This window comes from Burkholderia contaminans (assembly GCF_029633825.1).
Lineage (GTDB): Bacteria > Pseudomonadota > Gammaproteobacteria > Burkholderiales > Burkholderiaceae > Burkholderia > Burkholderia contaminans.
This window is the reverse complement of record NZ_CP090640.1, coordinates 1,660,993-1,678,307: the sequence shown is the minus strand read 5'-3', so window position 1 is coordinate 1,678,307 and position 17,315 is coordinate 1,660,993. Positions and strand designations below refer to the sequence as shown.

Sequence of the window (17,315 nt, the reverse complement as noted above, 5' to 3'; positions counted from 1 at the left end):
CGATGATGATGAAACGCATGTTGGCGCTCGCGGTGGTCGCGGCCGCCGCCGTTGCCGGCGGGCTCGCCGCCGGCCATTGGTTCCGCGGCACCGCGGATGACGGTGTCGCCGTCGCCGCACCCGCCGCGCACGGCACCCCGGTCGAACAGTTGTGGGCCGCATCGCTGACGGGCACCGACGGCAAGCCGGCCACGCTGTCCGCCTTCAAGGGCCAGAAGGTCGTCGTCAATTTCTGGGCGTCGTGGTGCGGCCCGTGCGTCGAGGAGATGCCGGAGCTCGTCGCGCTGTCGCACCAGTACAAACAGAAGGGCATCCGTTTCATCGGGATCGGCGTCGATTCCGAGCAGAATGTGAAGAACTTTCTGCAGAAGGTGAAGGTCGATTACCCGGTATTCGTCAGCGGATATGCCGGCGCCGATCTGGCCCGTAATTTCGGAAATACTGCCGGCGCGTTGCCGTTTACGGTCGTCATCGACGAAACCGGCAAGATTCGCGAGACAAAATTGGGACAAATCCAGCCGGCCGAGCTGAAAAAGACGCTCGACGCGCTGTAACCTGCCCGAACGGCGGCCCGCACGTTGGCGGCGACTTGCCCGTCGATCGCCGCAATTTCGCGTGAATTCGCCGATACTTTGAATGCGCGCCGGTAATTCTTGCAGGTCGCGCGCGCTCGGCCGCTCGGCAAAACTAGACAAATTTCTCTAAATAGCGCTAAAGTTCGCGCAATTCCGCAGAAATAGAAGCGACCATGACACGATTGCTGGTGTTGCACGGCCCCAACCTGAACCTTCTCGGCACCCGGGAACCGGAGGTGTACGGCCGCGTCACGCTCGCACAGATCGATCAGGCGCTTGCCGCGCGCGCCCGGGAAGCCGGCGCCGAACTGTCGTCGTTCCAGAGCAACCATGAGGGCGCGCTGGTCGACCGCATCCAGGCCGCGCGGGAGGAACAGACCGATTTCATCCTGATCAATCCGGCCGCGTACACGCACACGAGCGTCGCGATCCGGGACGCGATCGCCGGCGTTGGCATCCCGTTCGTCGAGGTTCACTTGTCGAACGTGCATCGCCGCGAAGCGTTCAGGCACCACTCCTACTTTTCCGACCAGGCCGAAGGCGTGATCTGCGGGCTCGGCTGGAAAGGTTATCTGTACGCGCTCGAGCACGCGCTGGACAAGCTGCAAGGCACGTCGCGCGGCTGATTTCGCGATCTAGATTCAGCGCCGGCCCCTAACCGGCGCTTTCACGTATTGAAAGGGGAATTCCCGATGGATCTTCGTAAGCTGAAAACTCTGATCGACCTCGTTTCCGAATCCGGCATCTCCGAGCTGGAAGTGACGGAAGGCGAAGGCAAGGTGCGCATCGTCAAGAACGCACCGCCGGTCTACGTGCAGCCGACGGCTGGGTATGCCCCGCAAGTCAGCGCGCCCGCTCCGTCGGCCGCGCTGCCGACCGAAGGCGCTGCCGCGCCGGCCGCAGGCGCCGCCGCCGCTCCGGCTGTCCCGCAGGGCCACGTCGTGACGTCGCCGATGGTCGGCACGTTCTATCGCGCTCCGTCGCCGGGCGCGGACCCGTTCGTCCAGGTGGGCGACACGGTCAAGGAAGGCCAGACGATCTGCATCATCGAAGCGATGAAGCTGCTCAACGAGATCGAGTCGGACAAGGCCGGCGTGATCAAGGAAATCCTCGTCGAGAACGGCCAGGCCGTCGAATACGGCCAGCCGCTTTTCGTGATCGGCTAAGTCCGCCGCGCGGCCTGCGGGCCGCGCGCCGCCGATGCCCGCCAGGCGCCGTTCGCGCGCCCCTCGAAGAGACGAATACTCGCTATGTTTGAAAAAATCCTCATTGCCAACCGCGGTGAAATCGCGCTGCGCATCCAGCGTGCGTGCCGTGAGCTCGGCGTCAAGACGGTGGTCGTCTACTCGGAAGCCGACAAGGAAGCCAAGTACGTGCGCCTCGCGGACGAAGCCGTCTGTATCGGCCCGGCCCCGTCGAACCTGAGCTACCTGAACATGCCGGCGCTGATCAGCGCCGCGGAAGTCACCGATGCCGAGGCGATCCACCCCGGCTACGGCTTCCTGTCGGAGAACGCCGATTTCGCGGAACGTGTCGAGCAGTCGGGCTTCACGTTCATCGGGCCGCGCCCGGAAACGATCCGCATGATGGGTGACAAGGTCACCGCGAAGCAGACGATGATCAAGACCGGCGTGCCGTGCGTGCCGGGCTCGGAAGGCGCGCTGCCGGACGATCCGAAGGAGATCGTCAAGATTGCGCGCGCGATCGGCTATCCGGTCATCATCAAGGCGGCAGGCGGCGGTGGCGGGCGCGGGATGCGCGTCGTGCACACCGAGGCCGCGCTCGTCAACGCGGTCAACATGACCCGCGAGGAAGCCGGCCGTGCGTTCGGCAATCCGCAGGTGTACATGGAGAAGTTCCTCGAGAACCCGCGCCACATCGAAATCCAGGTGCTGTCCGACGCGTACAAGAACGCGATCTGGCTCGGCGAACGCGATTGCTCGATGCAGCGCCGCCACCAGAAGGTGATCGAGGAAGCGCCGGCACCCGGCATTCCGCGCCGCCTGATCGACCGCATCGGCGACCGCTGCGCGGACGCCTGCAAGAAGATGGGCTACCTCGGGGCGGGCACGTTCGAATTCCTGTACGAAAACGGCGAGTTCTACTTCATCGAGATGAACACGCGCGTGCAGGTCGAGCACCCGGTATCGGAGCTGATCACGGGCGTCGACATCGTGCAGGAACAGATCCGCATCGCGGCCGGCGAGAAGCTCACGCTGCGCCAGCGCGACATCCAGTTCCGCGGACATGCGATCGAATGCCGGATCAACGCTGAAGATCCGTTCAAGTTCACGCCGTCGCCGGGCCGGATCACGTCGTGGCATACGCCGGGCGGCCCCGGCGTGCGCGTCGATTCGCATGCCTACAATGGCTATTTCGTGCCGCCGAACTATGATTCGATGATCGGCAAGCTGATCACCTACGGCGCGACCCGCGAGCAGGCGATCAGCCGGATGCGCATCGCGCTGTCGGAAATGGTCGTCGAAGGCATCCAGACCAACATCCCGCTGCACCGCGAGCTGATGATCGATTCGAAGTTCGTCGAAGGCGGCACCAGCATCCACTACCTCGAAAACCGGCTCGCCCAGAAGCAGCAGGTCGCACCGGAAGAAGCGTAAGCATGAGCTATCGCGAACTCGTCGTCGAACTGGCCCGTGAGCATGCGGAGGCGCTGTCCGACGCGCTGCTCGAACTCGGCGCGCTGTCGGTGTCGGTCGAAGATGCCGACGCCGACACGCCCGACGAACAGCCGCTCTTCGGCGAGCCGGGCCTCGTGCCCGACCGCACCGCGTGGCAGCACTCGCGCGTGGTCGCGCTGCTCGCGGCCGACCATGAGCCGGCCGTGCTGCTCGCGGCCGCCGCGAACGAGATCGGCGTCGCCGAGACGCCGGCGTTCACCGTCCGCGAAGTCGAGGAACAGGACTGGGTGCGACTCACGCAATCGCAGTTCGAGCCGATCCCGATCGGTGAGCGGATCTGGGTCGTGCCGTCGTGGCACGATGCGCCCGATCCCGACGCGCTCATCCTCGAACTCGATCCGGGCCTCGCATTCGGCACCGGCAGCCACCCGACCACGCGCCTGTGCATGGAATGGCTCGAGCAGTCGGTGAAGCCGGGCCAGTCGGTGCTCGACTACGGCTGCGGCTCCGGCATTCTCGCGATCCTCGCGAAGAAATGCGGGGCGAACCCCGTCATCGGCATCGACATCGATCCGCAAGCGGTCGAATCGGCGCGGCAGAACAGCGAACGCAACCATGCGGAAGTCACGTATGGGCTGCCCGATGCGTGCCCGGACGGCGAATTCGACATCGTCGTCGCGAACATCCTGTCGAATCCGCTGAAGCTGATGGCGTCGATGCTCGCATCGAAGGTCAAGCCGGGCGGGCGCATCGCGCTGTCGGGCGTGCTCGCGCGCCAGGCGGACGAAGTGGCGGCCGTCTACGCACGCTACGTCGACATCTCGGTCTGGCGTGAGCACGAAGGTTGGGTATGCCTCGCCGGAACCCGACGCGAAAGCCATTAGAATAGCGCTGTCCTTCACTCTGGCCAGCAGGCCGCCCGGCTCGACATGCTTCTTGCGACGCGCTGCCCTCATTGCGAAACCGTCTTCCGGCTGCAGCAGGAACAGCTCTCGCTGCATCAAGGGCTCGTGCGCTGCGGGCATTGCCACGAAGTCTTCAACGCATCCGAGTCGCTCGTTCCCGAGCACGCGCAGCAGCCCGAGCCGGCCCTGACCGAACCGGCCGCCGCGCCGGATCGCGGTGATGCGCCTCTTCCGGCCCCGCCTCGGCTGTTCGCTGCCGAAGCGCCGGCCGGGTCACCTTCCGACACCGATTACAAGCCGGAAGGCTGGGACATGTGGGCGCCGTGGCTCGATGCCGGCGTCGACCCGTCGCTGCAGCACAGCGTGCGGACCGTGCGCACCGAGCCGCTGATCCCGCTCGCCCTTCCGTCGACCGAAGCCGGCGTCGTTCACCTGTCGGGTACGCCCGCACCGTTCGCGCCCTCCCCCGCCGAGCTGGACGCCTCCGCTGCCGTCGAACAACCGGCCGAATCGCTGCATACGCAAACGCAGGCGCCGCAGGATACCGAACCATCGGCCGCGCCCGTCGAACGCGACCCGCGTGAGCCCCGCTTCGTCGCCCATCTTCCGTCGGACGCAGAAACCGCTCCCGATGCCGCCGAACCCTTCGGTACCGCGCACTTCGCCGTGCCGGACGACGAGCGCGCGCCGCGCGAACCGCGCTTTGCGTTCGCGCCTGCGCCAGCCGTCACCGAAGCCGGATCCGAGCCCAATACCGCTGACACCGCCCGGCACGACGAGACGCCCGCCGCAACGCCCCACGCGCCGGCCGCCCCCTTCCCCGCCGCGCTGACCGACGACGATCGTCCGCATTTCGCCGTCACGCGCGAGACGCGCGCGCCGCAGCGACGCGGCATGCTCGGCGGCTTTTTCGGCGGCCTCGTCGCGGCCGTGCTCGCCGTGCTGCTCGTCGGGCAACTCGCATGGTGGCAACGCGAAACGCTGATGATCTACTGGCCCGTCACGCAGGGGTGGCTCCGGCAGGCCTGCGCGCCGCTCGGCTGCAAGGTCGCGCCGCCGCGCGCGATCGACGGCCTGCGGCTCGACGCGACCGACCTGCGCCAGCTCGACGGGCCACGCGAGCTCGAGCTGAAGGTGCCGCTGACGAACCGCTACCGTGTCGCGCTCGCCTACCCGTCGCTCGAGTTGACGCTGCTCGACGACACCAACCACGTGACCGTGCGCCGCGTACTCGCGCCGCGCGACTACGTGCGCCCGGGCACGCCGATCGACGCCGGGCTGCCGCCCGGCACGACGCAGACGATGGTCGTCCGTGTCGACACGAACGGCACGCCCGCCTCGAATTTCCGCGTCCAGATTTTCTATCCGTGACGCGCCGCGGCGCGCGCCTGCGCGCCCGTCTCAACCCGCGCGCCCGAGCGGCGCGCTATTTCGGAGCACGAACATGAGCAAAGTTACGCTGGGTGGCAACCCGATCGATCTCGCCGGCACGTTCCCGGCCGTCGGCGCACAAGGCGCCGATTTCAAGCTGGTCGGCAAGGACCTCGCCGACCTGTCGCTCGCCAGCTTCGCCGGCAAGCGCAAGGTGCTGAACATCGTCCCGAGCCTCGACACGCCGACCTGCGCGACGTCGACCCGCAAGTTCAACGAAGCCGCTTCGTCGCTCGACAACACGGTCGTCGTCGTCGTGTCCGCCGACCTGCCGTTCGCTGCTACGCGCTTCTGCACGACCGAAGGCCTCGAGAACGTCGTGACGGCTTCGACGTTCCGCACCGGCCGCGCGTTCGCGAACGCGTACGGCGTCGACGTGACGAGCGGCCCGCTGAACGGCCTGACCGCACGTGCGGTCGTCGTGCTCGACGCGCAGGACAAGGTGATCCACGCGGAACTCGTCGGCGAAATCAAGGACGAGCCGAACTACGATGCAGCGCTCGCCGCACTGAAGTAAGCTTTCTTTCGCTTTCCCCTGCCGCGCCGCGCCTTTCGCGCGGCGTTGTCGCGCAGGGTCCCTCATTTCTACAGGAACGCACACCTTGGCTACGTTGATTTGCGGCTCGATCGCCTACGACTCCATCATGACTTTCGAGGGGCGGTTCCGCGAGCACATCCTGCCCGACCAGGTGCACCTCATCAACCTGAGCTTCCTGGTGCCGACGATGCGCCGCGAATTCGGCGGCTGCGCGGGCAACATCGCGTACGCGCTGCACCTGCTCGGCGGCGATGCGCGCATCATGGGGACGATAGGCGCGCTCGACGCGCAGCCGTATCTCGACCGGCTCGACCAGCTCGGCCTGAGCCGCGATCACGTTCGCGTGCTGCCCGAGACTTATACGGCGCAGGCGATGATCACGACCGATCTCGACAACAACCAGATCACGGCGTTCCACCCGGGCGCGATGATGCAGTCGCACCTGAACCACGCGGGCGACGCGCCGGGCATCAAGCTCGCGATCGTCGGCCCCGACGGCTTCGACGGGATGGTGCAGCACGTGGAAGAACTCGCCAGGGCCGGGGTGCCGTTCGTGTTCGATCCGGGCCAGGGCCTGCCGCTGTTCGACGGTGCGACGCTGCGCCGCAGCATTGAACTTGCGACCTTCGTAGCGGTCAACGACTACGAGGCCAAGCTGGTGAGCGACAAGACGGGATGGTCCGAAGATGAAATCGCCAGCCGGGTCGACGCCCTCGTCATTACGCGCGGCGAGCACGGCGCGACCATCCGCCACAAGCAGGGCACGGAGCAGATTCCTGTCGTGCCGGCCGAGCGGATCTCCGATCCGACCGGCTGCGGCGATGCCTTCCGGGGTGGCTTGCTGTACGGCATCGAGCATGGCCTCGACTGGGCAACCACGGGCCGCCTCGCGAGCCTGATGGGCTCGATCAAGATCGCCCACCAGGGGCCCCAGACTTACGCACTGACGCGCGCCGAAATCGACGCGCGCTTCGAGACTGCATTCGGTTACAGTCTCAAATGAATTTTGTGGGAGAGCAAAGATGTTGACGAAAAAGACCCTCACGCTCGCGGCCATGCTGACGGCCTCGCTGACGCTCACCGGCTGCTTCACCGCACCCGGTTCGGCGGATGTCTATAGCGTCGGCCAGGCGCAGCGCGAACAGACGGTTCGCATGGGCACGGTCGAAAGCGTCCGCGCGGTACGCATCCAGTCCGACGGCGGCGGCAGCGCGATCGGCACGCTCGGCGGCGGCGCACTCGGCGCCGTGGCAGGCAGCGCAATCGGCGGCGGCAAGGGGTCGATCCTGACCGCGATCGCCGGCGGCCTCGTCGGCGCGGTCGCGGGCAACGCGGTCGGCGAAAACCTCAGCACGGCGAACGGTGTCGAAATCACCGTGCGCCTCGACAACGGCGATCTGCGCTCGATCACGCAGGCGGCAAGCGGCGAAGCGTTCCGCGCCGGCGAACGCGTGCGACTGCTGTCGAGCGGCGGCGTCACGCGCGTCACGCACTAACAGGTACCTCAGCACGCGGCGCAAGCCGCGGTCGAACGCATGTGCGAAGCTGCACATGCGTTTTTTTTCGTCCGTACTCGCCGCAGCCGGCATACGGGCGCCAGGTATGCCGGCACCCGGCACATCGGCAAGGACGGACGAAAAAAATCCCGCCACCTGAGCCAGATGGCGGGACTGATTGAGTAGCGCTACTCAACCCACGGACACCACGTGAGTGTCCGGGTGGTGCAGGTCAGCCTCGATTACGGACGGCTGCCGGTCGGGAACGGCCATGCTGCTGCCGGGTTGAGCGCGGTCTTCACGCCCGATGCCGGCGCAACCGATGCGGTCGACGCGGTCGTTGCCGGCGCAGCCTTCTTCACGACGGCCTTCTTCGGAGCAGCAGCCTTCTTCGGAGCGGCGGCCTTCTTCGCCGGAGCCGGAGCGGCAGCCGGAGCAGCAGCGGCAGCCTTCTTCGCGGGAGCAGCGGCCTTCTTCGCAGGGGCAGCCTTCTTCGCAGCAGGCGCAGCCTTCTTCGCGGCAGCCTTCTTCGCCGGCGCAGCCTTCTTCGCAGCAGCCTTCTTAGCCGGCGCGGCCTTCTTCGCAGCAGCCTTCTTCGCCGGTGCGGCCTTCTTCGCAGCAACCTTCTTCACTGCGACTTTCTTGGCTGCAACCTTCTTCGCTGCGGCCTTCTTGGCCGGCGCTGCCTTCTTCGCGGCAACCTTCTTCACTGCGACCTTCTTGGCAGCAACCTTCTTCGTTGCGACCTTCTTCGCAGCAACCTTCTTCACTGCTGCCTTCTTGGCCGGCGCTGTCTTCTTCGCGGCAACCTTCTTCACCGCGACCTTCTTCGCAGCAACCTTCTTCACTGCAGCGGCCTTCTTCGCCGGAGCAGCAGCCTTCTTCGCAGCGACCTTCTTCACTGCGGCCTTCTTTGCAGCCGGTTTCTTCTTGGCAAGTGCCATGTTGTTCTCCTTCAGGTTCAGATGAGAGTCAGTTCAAACTACACCCTTCGTCAAAACCCGCTTCCCGCGGACGCTGTTCAGGACGTGCGCTTCGAAGCGGGCTATTCATCGGCGTACGCGGATACCACGCGCTTACGCTAATGAATACGGTATGGCGCGCGTGGCCACCCGGCCTCGCGCGCCAAATCAAGTCGGTAGCCGGCGCACCTCGCGCCGCTACCCCTAATCGCTTGATCAAGCGGACCGCCACACGGCCGTCCGCTTTTTCCGGAGGGAAGTTTGCCCATCCCACTGAAGGGTTCGCAAAGTGCCTGTCGTGTCGTCGTGCCGTTAAGGCACCGGGCATGCTTTGCATCAGGCGTTCTTGCTCCTAAACCTTGAGCCGGGGCCGAGAGGCCGCCGGCTGTTCCATCATGTGACGGGTTCGCTGCTGCGGGTTATTCCCAGGACAGCGCACCACCCGTCTGATACTCGATCACACGCGTCTCGAAGAAGTTGCGTTCCTTCTTCAGGTCGATCATCTCGCTCATCCACGGGAACGGGTTTTCCTCGTTCGGGTACAGCGGATCGAGGCCGATCTGCTGGCAACGACGGTTGCTGATGAAGCGCAGATAGCTCTTGAACATCGACGCGTTCAGACCCAGCACGCCGCGCGGCATCGTGTCCTCGGCGTAGCGGTATTCGAGTTCGACAGCCTGCTTGAACAGCTCGCGGATCTCGGCGCGGAATTCGGCGGTCCAGAGATGCGGATTCTCGAGCTTGATCTGGTTGATCAGGTCGATGCCGAAGTTGCAGTGCATCGACTCGTCGCGCAGGATGTACTGATATTGCTCTGCAGCACCCGTCATCTTGTTCTGGCGGCCGAGTGCGAGGATCTGCGTAAACCCGACGTAGAAGAACAGGCCTTCCATGATGCAGGCGAACACGATCAGCGACTTCAGCAGCTTCTGATCCGCTTCGAGCGTGCCGGTCTTGAAGGCCGGATCCGTCAGCGTGTGGATGAACGGAATCAGGAATTCGTCCTTCGCGCGGATCGACGTGACCTCGTGGTACGCGTTGAAGATCTCGCCTTCGTCGAGACCGAGCGATTCGACAATGTATTGGTACGCGTGCGTGTGGATCGCCTCTTCGAACGCCTGGCGCAGCAGGAACTGCCGGCACTCGGGCGCCGTGATGTGGCGGTACGTGCCGAGCACGATGTTGTTCGCCGCGAGCGAATCGGCCGTCACGAAGAAGCCGAGGTTGCGCTTCACGATGCGGCGCTCGTCCTCGGTCAGACCGTTCGGGTCCTTCCACAGAGCGATGTCGCGGGACATGTTGATTTCCTGCGGCATCCAGTGGTTCGCGCAACCGGCCAGATACTTTTCCCACGCCCACTTGTACTTGAACGGCACCAGCTGATTGACGTCAGTCTGGCCGTTGATGATGCGCTTGTCGGCGACATTGACCCGCGCTTCCGAACCGCCGGCGGGAACAGCCGATGCTTGCGGGGGCACCGCAAGATCGCCTTCGAAAATGTCGCGGACCTGATGGGCGGCAGGCGTTGCAGCCTGCAGTCCGACAGCCGTTCCTGCGGAGGTGCGCATCGCGTTTTGCTGCGCTCCGCTCGCGGGAGTTACGGCAGTCTTCTCTTCATCCCAGTTGAGCATAAATTCTCACCATCAATTTAGAACGGTTTGTACCATCTTTTCCTGAGCGATAAAAGGGTTCGCTCACGAAAAATCCTTTTTTCGATTCGCGTTGCGACCTCGATACAACACTTTGAGCAACGCATCGTCGTTCATGCAGCGCGCGACGTGTGTCGCGCGTGTATCGCGAGGTGCGCTCGACGCATCGAACGCTGATCGAAACGCGACGTCGTCGGGGATGTTTCGATCGCTTGTCACTGCCTGCAACGCAGGTGCCGCGTTACAGATTCCTTATCATTTTTTTAGTTGAGAGCGGCGCACACTTCAACCTCGATCGGTCGTCGTGTGCGCCGCGCTGACCTGCTTCCCAGGTCAGGCGCACCGCGTTACTGGCACGCTTCGCATTCGTCGAAGCCAGGATCGCCCGGACGCATCGTGCACACCGGACCATCTGCCTCGACCGGTGCGAGTGCCGGTGCCGCGTTGACCGCGCCCGACGACGCATCGCCGCCTGCCGCACCGAAGCCGCCAGCCGCGCCTTGCGCGCCGCCGCTGCTCGAACCGCCGCTCGTCGGCACGGCGTTCAGCGCGCCGTGTGCGACCGTCGACTTCTCGACGTGCGTCGCCGCCATCGTGCGGAGGTAGTAGGTCGTCTTCAGGCCACGCAGCCATGCGAGCTTGTAGACCTCGTCGAGCTTCTTGCCCGACGCGCCGCCCATGTAGATGTTCAGCGACTGCGCCTGGTCGATCCACTTCTGGCGACGCGATGCCGCTTCGACCAGCCACGTCGGGTCGACTTCGAACGCGGTCGCGTAGATCGCGCGGAGGTCGGCCGGGATGCGGTCGATGCGCGACAGCATGCCGTCGAAGTACTTCAGGTCGGCGACCATCACTTCGTCCCACAGGCCGCGTTCCTTCAGGTCGCGCACCAGGTACTCGTTCACCACCGTGAATTCGCCCGACAGGTTCGACTTCACGTACAGGTTCTGGAAGGTCGGCTCGATACAGGCCGACACGCCGATGATGTTCGAGATCGTCGCCGTCGGCGCGATCGCGACGCAGTTCGAGTTGCGCATGCCGTGCGAGGCGATCCGCGAACGCAGCGACGTCCAGTCGAGCGATTCGGAGGTGTCGACCTCGACGTAGCCGCCGCGTGCTTCCGTCAGCAGCTTCAGCGTGTCCTGCGGGAGGATGCCGCGATCCCACAGCGAGCCGCGGTAGCTCGAGTAGCGGCCGCGCTCTTCGGCCAGCTCGGTCGACGCGTAGTACGCGTAGTAGCAGACCGCTTCCATCGAACGATCGGCGAACTCGACCGCCGCTTCCGACGCGTACGGCGTGCGCAGCAGGTGCAGGCAGTCCTGGAAGCCCATGATGCCCAGGCCGACCGGACGGTGCTTCAGGTTCGAGTTACGCGCCTTCGGCACCGCGTAGTAGTTGATGTCGATCACGTTGTCGAGCATGCGCATCGCGACGCTGATCGTGCGCTTCAGCTTGTCGTGGTCGAGCGCGTAGCTGCCGTCGGCCTGCTTCACCAGGTGGGCGACGAGGTTCACCGAGCCGAGGTTGCACACCGCGATTTCGGTGTCGCTCGTGTTCAGCGTGATTTCCGTGCACAGGTTCGACGAGTGGACGACGCCGACGTGCTGCTGCGGCGAGCGCACGTTGCACGGATCCTTGAACGTGATCCACGGGTGGCCCGTCTCGAACAGCATGCCGAGCATCTTGCGCCAGAGTTGCTGCGCCGGGATCTTCTTGAACAGCTTGATCTCGCCGCGCGCGACCTTGTCTTCGTAAGCCGTGTAAGCCGCCTCGAATTCCGCGCCGAACTTGTCGTGCAGGTCCGGGCAGGTCGACGGCGAGAACAGCGTCCAGTCGGCGCCTTCCATCACGCGCTTCATGAACAGGTCGGGAATCCAGTTCGCCGTGTTCATGTCGTGCGTACGGCGGCGATCGTCGCCCGTGTTCTTGCGCAGCTCCAGGAACTCCTCGATGTCGAGGTGCCACGATTCGAGGTACGCGCAGACCGCGCCCTTGCGCTTGCCGCCCTGGTTGACCGCGACGGCCGTGTCGTTGACGACCTTCAGGAACGGGACCACGCCTTGCGACTTGCCGTTCGTGCCCTTGATATGCGAGCCGAGTGCACGCACGCGCGTCCAGTCGTTGCCCAGGCCACCGGCGAACTTCGACAGCAGCGCGTTTTCCTTCAGCGCTTCATAGATGCCGTCGAGATCGTCCGCGACGGTCGTCAGGTAGCACGACGACAGCTGCGAGCGGTGCGTGCCCGAGTTGAACAGCGTCGGCGTCGAGCTCATGAAGTCGAAGCTGGACAGCACGTTGTAGAACTCGATCGCGCGCGTTTCGCGGTCGATCTCGTTCAGCGACAGGCCCATTGCGACGCGCATGAAGAATGCCTGCGGCATTTCGATGCGGGTGCCCTCGACGTGCAGGAAGTAGCGGTCGTACAGCGTCTGCAGGCCGAGGTAGCCGAACTGCAGGTCGCGGTTCGCGTCGAGCGCTTCGCCGAGGCGCTTCAGGTCGAACTGCAGCAGCTTGTCGTCGAGCAGGCCGGCGTCGACGCCGCGCTTCAGGAACTGCGGGAAGTACTCCGCGTAACGGGTCGACATCTCGGCCTGGACCACTTCCTCGCCGAGGATCTCGCGACGGATCGTGTGCAGCAGGATGCGCGACGTGACCTGGCTGTATGCCGGATCCTTTTCGATCATCGTGCGCGCAGCCAGGATCGCCGAGTCGTAGACCTGGCTCATCGGCACGCCGTCGTACAGGTTCTTCACCGTTTCGGCGACGATCGGATCAGGGTTAACCGCAGCGCCGAGGCCGTCGCATGCCGACACGATCAGCGCGCGCAGCGCGTTCAGGTCGAGCGGACGCGTGACGCCGTTGTCGACGACGTTGATGCCGGTACTCGCCTCGCCGCCGGCTGCCGCTGCTTCCTCGCCCGCATGCTGGCGCTCGAGGTGACGCTTCTCGCGATACAGCACGTACGCACGCGCGACGTTGTGCTCGCCGCCGCGCATCAGCGCGAGTTCGACCTGATCCTGGATGTCTTCGATATGGAACGTACCGCCGTTCGGGCGGCTGCGCACGAGCGCGCGCACGACGTTGTGCGTCAGTTGCTCGACCTGCTCGCGGACGCGCGCCGATGCCGCGCCCTGCCCGCCATTGACGGCCAGGAAAGCCTTGGTCACCGCAATCGCGATCTTCGAAGGTTCGAACGAGACGACGCTGCCGTTGCGGCGGATCACCTTGTAGTCGGCGAACGTGGCCTGCGGCGCGAGCGCCTTCGCGCCCTGTTCGGTCCCGCCGAGCGGACGGCTCGAGGCGCTCTCGTACTGGGACGTCGCGTTGTCGGTGGTTTGCATGTGCAAAGCTCCTGGTGTTGGATGGTGCGGAGAGAACCGCGGATTAAAACGAACGCTGCGCAACGCGGTGCGCGAGCGGTAAGAGGCGAGCGATGCGCCGGGGAAGCCGGTTCGGTCGATGCGCGACAACCGATCCGGTCGTGTGCTTCGTCATGTGTACCCTGCCCCGTCGATGTTCGCTGCGCTGATTGCGACGCCCGGACCGCCCGGCCTGACGCGCCGCCCTGAGAACCCTGTCCGCCGGCGTTGCCCGCCGGCCGGTGCCGCTCGGGTTTCCCCTGCGACACACACTATATCTAGTGCGGAACTGCTCAACTGGCACCAAGTATAGTGGACATTCGGAGGACGTCCAAACGGATAATTTGCGATGGAGGTCTTGACATCGCTCACGCGCAGACACGGCAAGGCATTGGTCGGAGAAAAAACTTTCTCCGGTCAAAAAACCCCGCGATCAGTGCTGACGGAAAGGAAAGTATTCGGCGGAAAAACCGGCATCGCTCGCGAAGCGTTGCCAATCGAAATGCGGGCCCGGGTCGGTCTTGCGGCCCGGCGCGACGTCCGAGTGCCCCGCGAATGCGTCGACCGGGTAGCGAGCGGCGAGCGCGCGGGAGAGCGCCGCGAGCGTCGCATACTGCGCGTCGTCGAACGGCACGTCGTCCGCGCCTTCGAGCTCGATGCCGATCGAGAAATCATTGCAGCGCGCCCGGCCGAAGAACTCGGACGAGCCCGCATGCCACGCGCGCTCGTCGCACGACACGAACTGCACGAGTTCGCCGTTGCGGCGTATCAGGAAGTGCGCGGACACGCGCACGTCGCGCAGGTGGCTCTGGTAATAGGGGTGCGCATCGCAGTCGAGACGATTCAGGAACAGCGCCTCGATCGCGTCACCGCCGAATTCGCCGGGCGGCAGGCTGATGTTGTGGACGACCACGAGCGTCGGCACCGCACCTGCGGGCCGCACCTCGAAGTTCGGCGACGGCGCATGGCGCGCTTCGCGCACCCAGCCGTCCGAGTCAACCGACAGCAACCGCGCGTCGCTCATCGTGCGTCTTGACCGCTCGTACGCGCGGCGTGGCGCTGCGCGTGCTCGGCACTGCAGAAGTATTCGCCGCCCGCGGCGACGGCGTCGCCCTTCGGCGCATGCACGCCGCATTCGGCGCAGCGCACCATCGGCTCGGGCAACGCCCGCGCGTCGCCGTTCGGGCGCCCCGAACCCGCGCCGCCGGCGCCGGGCGTACCGTCGTAACCGGCGCCGCGGCCGGTGCGCGCCTGCGCGTGCTCCTGGGCCTGGCGCAGCTTGCGCGCGATCCACGAACCCGCGAAGAAGAGAAGAATCAGGAGAAGAATCTGTCGCATCGGAAACCTGCGTTCAAACCACGGAACGGTGCAGCAGCACCTCGAAAACGAACCGGCTGCCGACATACGCGAGCAGCAGCGCGGCGAACGACACGAGCACCCAGCGCGCGGCACCACGGCCACGCCAGCCCGACGTCTTGCGGGCGACCAGCAGGCCGCCGAACATCAGCCACGACAGGATCGCGAATACCGTCTTGTGGTCGAGGCGCAGCGCGCGCGCGTCGACCTGCTCGCTGAACAGGATGCCCGACGCGAGCGTCAGCGTGAGCAGCACGAAGCCGGCGCCGATCAGGCGGAACAGCAGCTTCTCGAGCGTGAGCAGCGGCGGCAGCGTCTCGAGCCAGCTCGCGATCCAGCCCGTCGAGCCGTCGCGCCCGCCGCTCCTCAGCGACTGCAGGCGCCGCTCGACCATCAGCATCAGGATCGCGTGCAGCGCCGCGATCGCGAACAGGCCGTATGCGATGTTTGCGATCAGGAAATGCAGCTTGAACAGCGGCGCTGCGGCATAAGGAAGCACCCGCACGCCGCCGAACACGAGCGGCAGCAGCGACGCGCCGCACGCGAGCGGCAATACCAGCAGGCGCAGGCTGTCGAGCGGGAAGAAGAAGCTCTCGATCCAGTAGATGCCGGCGCCGAGCCAGAACATCGCGGACAGCGCAAACGCGAAGCCGAACACCATCGCATCGTTCGGAAAGATCGTCGTGTGGAGCAGCACGCCATGCGCGACCAGCGCGGCGAACAGCAGCGCGCGGCCGGCCCCGCTCATCCCGGACGCGGCCGACGCGGGAACCGGCACGGCCGGCACGCTCGCGACGAGCGGCGTCGCGCCCTGGCGGTGCGTGCGCCAGCCTGCGACGGCGAGGCCGCCGTACAGGAATGCGGTGAGGGCATACAGTACAATATCCATGTTCGAAGTTTACACTAGGCCCCCTTCCCGCGACGGCTCCCTTTGTTCGGTTCCGCCGCGCCTTCGGGCCCCACTGTCCATCGCTCCCCATGCTCGACAATCTCACTCAACGGATGGCGCGCGTCGTCAAGACGCTGCGCGGCGAGGCCCGGCTTACCGAGGCGAACACGCAGGAGATGCTCCGAGAGGTGCGTCTCGCCCTGCTGGAGGCCGACGTTTCGCTGCCGGTCGTCCGCGAATTCATCGCCAAGGTCAAGGAAAAGGCGCTCGGCGAAGAAGTGATCAGCAGCCTGTCGCCGGGTCAGGCGCTGGTCGGCGTGGTCCAGAAGGAACTGACCGCCGTGATCGGCGGCGACTACGAAGGCAAGGCCGCCGAGCTGAACCTCGCGGTCACGCCGCCCGCCGTGATCCTGATGGCCGGCCTGCAGGGCGCGGGCAAGACCACGACCGCCGGCAAGCTCGCGAAGCTGCTGCGCGAGAAGTACAAGAAAAAGGTGCTGACCGTGTCGTGCGACGTGTATCGCCCGGCCGCGATCATGCAGCTGAAAACGGTGAGCGAACAGGTCGGCGCCGACTTCTTCCCGTCCACGCCGGACCAGAAGCCCGTCGACATCGCGGTCGCGGCCGTCGACTGGGCGAAGCGCCACTACCATGACGTGCTGATCGTCGATACGGCCGGCCGCCTCGGCATCGACGAGGCGATGATGCAGGAAATCGCCGCGCTGCACGGCACGCTGAAGCCGGCCGAAACGCTGTTCGTCGTCGACGCGATGCTCGGCCAGGACGCGGTCAACACCGCGAAGGCGTTCAACGACACACTGCCGCTCACCGGCGTCGTGCTGACCAAGCTCGACGGCGATTCGCGCGGCGGCGCCGCGCTGTCGGTGCGTCACGTCACGGGCAAGCCGATCAAGTTCGTCGGCGTGGCCGAGAAGCTCGACGGCCTCGAGGTATTCCACCCCGACCGGATGGCGAACCGGATCCTCGGCATGGGCGACATCCTCGCGCTCGTCGAGGAGGCGCAGCGCGGTGTCGACGTGCAGGCCGCGCAGAAGCTCGCCGACAAGGTCAAGAAAGGCGGCGACTTCGACCTGAACGATTTCCGCGCGCAGATCTCGCAGATGAAGAACATGGGCGGCCTGTCGTCGCTGATGGACAAACTCCCTGCGCAGTTCCAGCAGGCGGCGGCCGGCGCCGACATGGGCCAGGCCGAGAAGTCGATCCGCCGGATGGAAGGCATCATCAGCTCGATGACGCCGGCCGAGCGCGCGAAACCCGAGATCATCAAGGCGACGCGCAAGCGCCGCATTGCAGCCGGCGCGGGCGTGCCGGTGCAGGAAGTCAACCGGATGCTGAACCAGTACGATCAGATGCGTACGATGATGAAGAAGCTGAAGGGCGGCAACATGCAGAAGATGATGCGCGGCCTGAAGGGCATGATGCCCGGCATGCGCTGATTCCGCCCATCGGCCGGCGCGCGGGTTTTTGCTGTAGCGCGCGCCCGCCGTTCTGCTTC

The 17,315-nt window shown here is 65.5% G+C and carries 17 protein-coding genes; 10 read left to right on the top strand and 7 right to left on the bottom strand.

What is annotated here, in order from left to right; all coding sequences use genetic code 11:
* Positions 1-2: 2 nt before the first annotated feature.
* The 9 genes from LXE91_RS07850 (at position 3) to LXE91_RS07810 (ending at position 7,584) form a co-directional block, all read left to right on the top strand.
* Positions 3-554, top strand: coding sequence for a TlpA family protein disulfide reductase (locus LXE91_RS07850; RefSeq protein ID WP_039353036.1), 552 nt, complete (start codon positions 3-5; stop codon positions 552-554).
* Between the two features lie 194 nt (positions 555-748).
* Positions 749-1,201, top strand: a complete 453-nt coding sequence (gene aroQ, locus LXE91_RS07845; RefSeq protein WP_039353039.1) for a type II 3-dehydroquinate dehydratase — start codon at positions 749-751, stop codon at positions 1,199-1,201.
* Positions 1,202-1,267: 66 nt separating this feature from the next.
* Positions 1,268-1,741, top strand: coding sequence for an acetyl-CoA carboxylase biotin carboxyl carrier protein (gene accB, locus LXE91_RS07840; protein WP_039353042.1), 474 nt, complete (start codon positions 1,268-1,270; stop codon positions 1,739-1,741).
* Positions 1,742-1,825: 84 nt separating this feature from the next.
* A complete protein-coding gene (gene accC / locus LXE91_RS07835) occupies positions 1,826-3,193 on the top strand; it encodes an acetyl-CoA carboxylase biotin carboxylase subunit (RefSeq protein ID WP_021161890.1) in 1,368 nt (455 codons plus the stop codon).
* 2 nt (positions 3,194-3,195) lie between these two features.
* Positions 3,196-4,098, top strand: coding sequence for a 50S ribosomal protein L11 methyltransferase (prmA, locus tag LXE91_RS07830; protein ID WP_039353046.1), 903 nt, complete (start codon positions 3,196-3,198; stop codon positions 4,096-4,098).
* Positions 4,099-4,143: 45 nt separating this feature from the next.
* Positions 4,144-5,490 (top strand): DUF3426 domain-containing protein, encoded by a 1,347-nt coding sequence (locus LXE91_RS07825; protein ID WP_039353048.1) that lies wholly within the window; start codon positions 4,144-4,146, stop codon positions 5,488-5,490.
* 73 nt (positions 5,491-5,563) lie between these two features.
* Positions 5,564-6,067, top strand: coding sequence for a thiol peroxidase (gene tpx / locus LXE91_RS07820; RefSeq protein WP_011350875.1), 504 nt, complete (start codon positions 5,564-5,566; stop codon positions 6,065-6,067).
* Positions 6,068-6,152: 85 nt separating this feature from the next.
* On the top strand, positions 6,153-7,091 hold the full coding sequence (locus tag LXE91_RS07815; RefSeq protein ID WP_039353051.1) for a carbohydrate kinase family protein: 939 nt from the start codon (positions 6,153-6,155) through the stop codon (positions 7,089-7,091).
* Between the two features lie 19 nt (positions 7,092-7,110).
* The gene (locus LXE91_RS07810; protein ID WP_021161893.1) at positions 7,111-7,584 is read left to right on the top strand and encodes an outer membrane lipoprotein; all 474 of its coding nucleotides are present in this window, start codon (positions 7,111-7,113) and stop codon (positions 7,582-7,584) included.
* Between the two features lie 242 nt (positions 7,585-7,826).
* On the opposite strand, the gene LXE91_RS07805 is transcribed toward LXE91_RS07810, so the two are convergent.
* The 7 genes from LXE91_RS07805 to LXE91_RS07775 form a co-directional block, all read right to left on the bottom strand.
* On the bottom strand, positions 7,827-8,528 hold the full coding sequence (locus LXE91_RS07805) for a histone H1-like DNA-binding protein (RefSeq protein ID WP_039353054.1): 702 nt from the start codon (positions 8,526-8,528) through the stop codon (positions 7,827-7,829).
* Between the two features lie 28 nt (positions 8,529-8,556).
* On the bottom strand, positions 8,557-8,883 hold the full coding sequence (locus LXE91_RS07800; protein WP_076841698.1) for a hypothetical protein: 327 nt from the start codon (positions 8,881-8,883) through the stop codon (positions 8,557-8,559).
* An 82-nt stretch (positions 8,884-8,965) separates the two neighbouring features.
* Complete coding sequence (locus tag LXE91_RS07795) at positions 8,966-10,177, bottom strand: ribonucleotide-diphosphate reductase subunit beta (RefSeq protein WP_039353057.1); 1,212 nt, start codon at positions 10,175-10,177, stop codon at positions 8,966-8,968.
* A 365-nt stretch (positions 10,178-10,542) separates the two neighbouring features.
* Positions 10,543-13,536 carry a ribonucleoside-diphosphate reductase subunit alpha gene (locus LXE91_RS07790; RefSeq protein ID WP_039353060.1) on the bottom strand — a complete coding sequence of 998 codons (2,994 nt, stop codon included), beginning with the start codon at positions 13,534-13,536 and terminating at the stop codon, positions 10,543-10,545.
* Between the two features lie 451 nt (positions 13,537-13,987).
* Complete coding sequence (ampD, locus tag LXE91_RS07785) at positions 13,988-14,578, bottom strand: 1,6-anhydro-N-acetylmuramyl-L-alanine amidase AmpD (RefSeq protein WP_039353063.1); 591 nt, start codon at positions 14,576-14,578, stop codon at positions 13,988-13,990.
* A complete protein-coding gene (locus LXE91_RS07780) occupies positions 14,575-14,892 on the bottom strand; it encodes a PP0621 family protein (RefSeq protein WP_039353065.1) in 318 nt (105 codons plus the stop codon). The genes ampD and LXE91_RS07780 overlap by 4 nt, the downstream gene beginning before the upstream one ends.
* Before the next feature lie 13 nt (positions 14,893-14,905).
* Positions 14,906-15,799 (bottom strand): cytochrome C assembly family protein, encoded by an 894-nt coding sequence (locus LXE91_RS07775; protein WP_011350867.1) that lies wholly within the window; start codon positions 15,797-15,799, stop codon positions 14,906-14,908.
* Between the two features lie 89 nt (positions 15,800-15,888).
* Here LXE91_RS07775 and ffh point away from each other — a divergent pair, with 89 nt between their 5' ends.
* The gene (gene ffh, locus LXE91_RS07770) at positions 15,889-17,256 is read left to right on the top strand and encodes a signal recognition particle protein (RefSeq protein WP_021159890.1); all 1,368 of its coding nucleotides are present in this window, start codon (positions 15,889-15,891) and stop codon (positions 17,254-17,256) included.
* The last annotated feature ends 59 nt before the right edge of the window (positions 17,257-17,315 follow it).